Source organism: Streptomyces niveiscabiei (assembly GCF_001419795.1).
Classification (GTDB): domain Bacteria; phylum Actinomycetota; class Actinomycetes; order Streptomycetales; family Streptomycetaceae; genus Streptomyces; species Streptomyces niveiscabiei.
The window spans coordinates 1-3,073 of sequence record NZ_LIRL01001087.1 but is presented as its reverse complement, the minus strand read 5'-3'; the positions used below and the strand labels follow the sequence as shown (position 1 = coordinate 3,073).

Below are 3,073 nucleotides of genomic sequence, written 5' to 3'. Positions count from 1 at the left end.
AGGACGACCGGCTCGCCGTCCGGCAGGTGCTCGGTGGTCGTCAGGGGTGCCCGGCCGAGCGCCAGGACGGCGAGCCGGTCGTCCTCCCGTCGCAGTGGGTCGTGGCCGGGCGCCCCGCCTGACCTGTCGGGGGAGGGGCGCGCGTGCGCTGGCCGTACGAGGGGCCTGCACCGCGCGCGTGCGTCGGCCGGACGATCGGCCCGCGCCGCGCGCGTGCGGAGCGCCCTCACTCCGCCCTCCGAGCATCCGTGGCCCTCTTGTATGGCATGGATCACATCCCCGAGGGTGAGTGGTCGGCGGGGGGCGTCTGCGTACACCCGCCCGACGGCCGGACCACGGATGGGAGGATGTGGCCCCATGACCGCCGGGTGGTGCGCGCGCACAGGGAGGGCCGTGATGTTCGCGGCCGTCTGTGTCGTGCTCGCCGCCCTGGGGCACGTCCTGATGTCCGGCGCGGGGCTGCCCCTGTGGGCGCTCGGCGCGGCCTTCGGCATCACCGTCGCCGCGGGGTGCGCGCTTGCCGGACGGGAGCGCGGGCTGCCCGCGGTCGTCGGGGGTGTGGTCGCCGTGCAGGCCCTGCTCCACCAGGGGTTCTCCGCCGTGCAGCGGACGGACTCCGGCGCGGCCGACACGGCCGGCATGGCAGACATGGCAGACATGCCCGGCATGCACATGGACATGGGGATGCCCCACATGGACATGTCCCATGCGGGCGGCCACGACGGCATGGGGGTACCCCTCACGGACGCCTCGACGGCGTCGTACGGGATGCTCCTCGCGCACCTGCTCGCCGCGCTGCTGTGCGGCCTGTGGCTGGCCTACGGGGAGCGCGCCGTGTTCCGGGCCCTGCGGGCCGTCGGCGCGTGGCTGGCGGCCCCGCTGAGGCTCGTGCTGGCCGTCGCCGTGCCGCCGGAGTTCCCGCGCCCCCTGTGGCGGCGCGGACGGTCCGGGCGCACGCCTGTCCAGCGGCTTCTCGTCCACTCGCTCACGTCCAGGGGACCGCCCCGGGGGTGCGCTGCCGTCTGACGGCAGCCGGTGACCCGAGCCGCCCCAGCGCGCCTCGGGACGCGGCCGTACCCGGCCGTACCCCCCTTCACCGGACCGCACGCGCGCGCGTGCGGTCCCGGACGTGACCAGAGAAGGACACACCCGAGTGACTCTCTCCACGCTGCCCTCCCCGCGCGCCGACGCGGACGCCTCGATCACCGCGTGGGCACTGTCCGCGCGCGACGGCGACCCCGTCGCCGTCGACCGATGGGTGCGCGCGCTGTACCGGGACGTGCTGCGGTACGTCATCCACCTGAGCGCCGACCCACAGGGCGCCGACGACCTCGTCCAGGACACCTTCGTCCGGGCCCTCGGCAGCCTGCACCGCTTCGAGGGGCGCTCCTCCGCACGCGCGTGGCTGCTGACGATCGCCCGCCGCGCGGTCGTCGACAGCCACCGCCGGGCCGCCGTACGCCCGCGTGTGTGCGACTCCGACGCCTGGGAGACGGTCGCCGTCCCCGGCTTCGAGGACGGCGTCCTCCTGCTCGACCTGCTCGCCGCGCTGCCCCGGGAGCGCCGAGAGGCGTTCGTGCTGACGCAGATCGCGGGCTGGCCCTACGAGGAGGTCGCCGCCCGCAGCGGCTGCCCCGTCGGAACCGTCCGCTCGCGCGTCGCGCGGGCACGCGCCACGCTGGCCGCCCTGCTGGCGGAGCGGCCCACGGAGGCGGGCGCGGCCGTGGCGTAACGTGACGCCCCATGAAGATCCTGATCAGTGCTGACATGGAGGGTGCCACCGGGGTCACCTGGCCGGAGGACGTCCGGCCGGGCGCCCCGGAGTGGCGGCGGTGCCGGGAGATGTTCACCTCGGACGTCGACGCGGCCGTCCGCGGCTTCTTCGACGGCGGCGCCGATCACGTATTGATCAATGAAGCCCATGCCACGATGCGCAACCTTCTGCTTGAGCGTCTTGACGAACGTGTGGACATGTTGACCGGTCGTCACAAGGACCTGTCCATGGTTGAGGGAGTCCAGTACGGCGACGTGGACGGCATCGCGTTCGTCGGGTACCACGGCGGCGCCGGCATGGAGGGCGTCCTCGCCCACACCTACCTCGCCAACACGATCACCGGCGTCTGGCTGAACGGCGTCCGCGCCAGCGAGGGCCTCCTCAACGCCCGTGTCGCCGCCGAGTACGGGGTACCCGTGATCCTCGTGACGGGCGACGACATCACGTGCGAGGACGCCCTCGGGTACGCGCCCGAGGCGCACAAGGTCGCCGTGAAGGACCACGTCTCGCGGTACGCGGCGATCTGCCGCACGCCCGCGCGCACGGCCGCCGACATCCGCGCGGCGGCCCGCGACGCGACGGCGCTCGCGGTACGGCACGACCCGGCCGGCACCGGCCCGTACACGGTCGCCGTCGAGTTCGACGCGGAGCACCTCGCGGGAGCCGTGACGGTGATCCCCGGCGTGGCGCGGACCGGGGAGCGCAAGGTCGCGTACACGACGGACCGCATGTACGACGCGATCCGGGTGTTCAAGGCGGTCACCACGGTCGCCGCGTCCGCGATGGAGGAGACATATGGCTGACCGGCAGGCGTACGACGAGGTCGTGCGGTTCACGTCCGACCTGATCCGCTGCGACACCACCAACCGGGGAGGCGGCGACTGCCGCGAGCGCCCCGCCGCCGAGTACGCGGCCGAACAGCTCGCCGACATCGGCCTGGAACCCACGCTGCTGGAGCGCACCCCGGGCCGCACCAACGTCGTCGCCCGCATCGAGGGCACCGACCCCTCGGCGGACGCGCTGCTCGTCCACGGCCACCTCGACGTCGTCCCCGCCGAGGCCGCCGACTGGAGCGTGCACCCCTTCTCCGGCGAGGTCCGCGACGGGGTCGTGTGGGGGCGCGGCGCCGTCGACATGAAGAACATGGACGCGATGGTCCTCGCCGTCGCCCGCTCCTGGGCCCGCGAAGGCGTACGCCCGCGCCGGGACGTCGTCATCGCGTTCACCGCCGACGAGGAGGCGAGCGCCGAGGACGGCGCCGGGTTCCTCGCCGACGAGCACCCCGGCCTCTTCGAGGGC

The 3,073-nt window shown here is 74.3% G+C and carries 4 protein-coding genes; all 4 read left to right on the top strand.

The genetic code is table 11. From position 1 onward, the window contains the following. Positions 1 to 357 precede the first annotated feature (357 nt). The gene (locus AOK24_RS40245; protein WP_055724864.1) at positions 358 to 1,026 is read left to right on the top strand and encodes a hypothetical protein; all 669 of its coding nucleotides are present in this window, start codon (positions 358 to 360) and stop codon (positions 1,024 to 1,026) included. A gap of 127 nt (positions 1,027 to 1,153) precedes the next feature. Then, positions 1,154 to 1,732, top strand: coding sequence for a sigma-70 family RNA polymerase sigma factor (locus AOK24_RS40240; protein WP_055724863.1), 579 nt, complete (start codon positions 1,154 to 1,156; stop codon positions 1,730 to 1,732). An 11-nt stretch (positions 1,733 to 1,743) separates the two neighbouring features. Further along, a complete protein-coding gene (locus AOK24_RS40235) occupies positions 1,744 to 2,577 on the top strand; it encodes a M55 family metallopeptidase (protein ID WP_055724862.1) in 834 nt (277 codons plus the stop codon). After that, positions 2,570 to 3,073 (top strand): M20/M25/M40 family metallo-hydrolase (locus tag AOK24_RS40230; protein WP_159052163.1); only part of this gene is annotated, 504 nt, incomplete at its 3' end. The genes AOK24_RS40235 and AOK24_RS40230, both read left to right, overlap by 8 nt.

Bases quoted from the DNA above. Each gene is read 5' to 3' on its own strand.
- AOK24_RS40235 (WP_055724862.1), top strand. From the start codon at position 1,744: ATGAAGATCCTGATCAGTGCTGACATGGAGGGTGCCACCGGGGTCACC.
- AOK24_RS40245 (WP_055724864.1), top strand. From the start codon at position 358: ATGACCGCCGGGTGGTGCGCGCGCACAGGGAGGGCCGTGATGTTCGCG.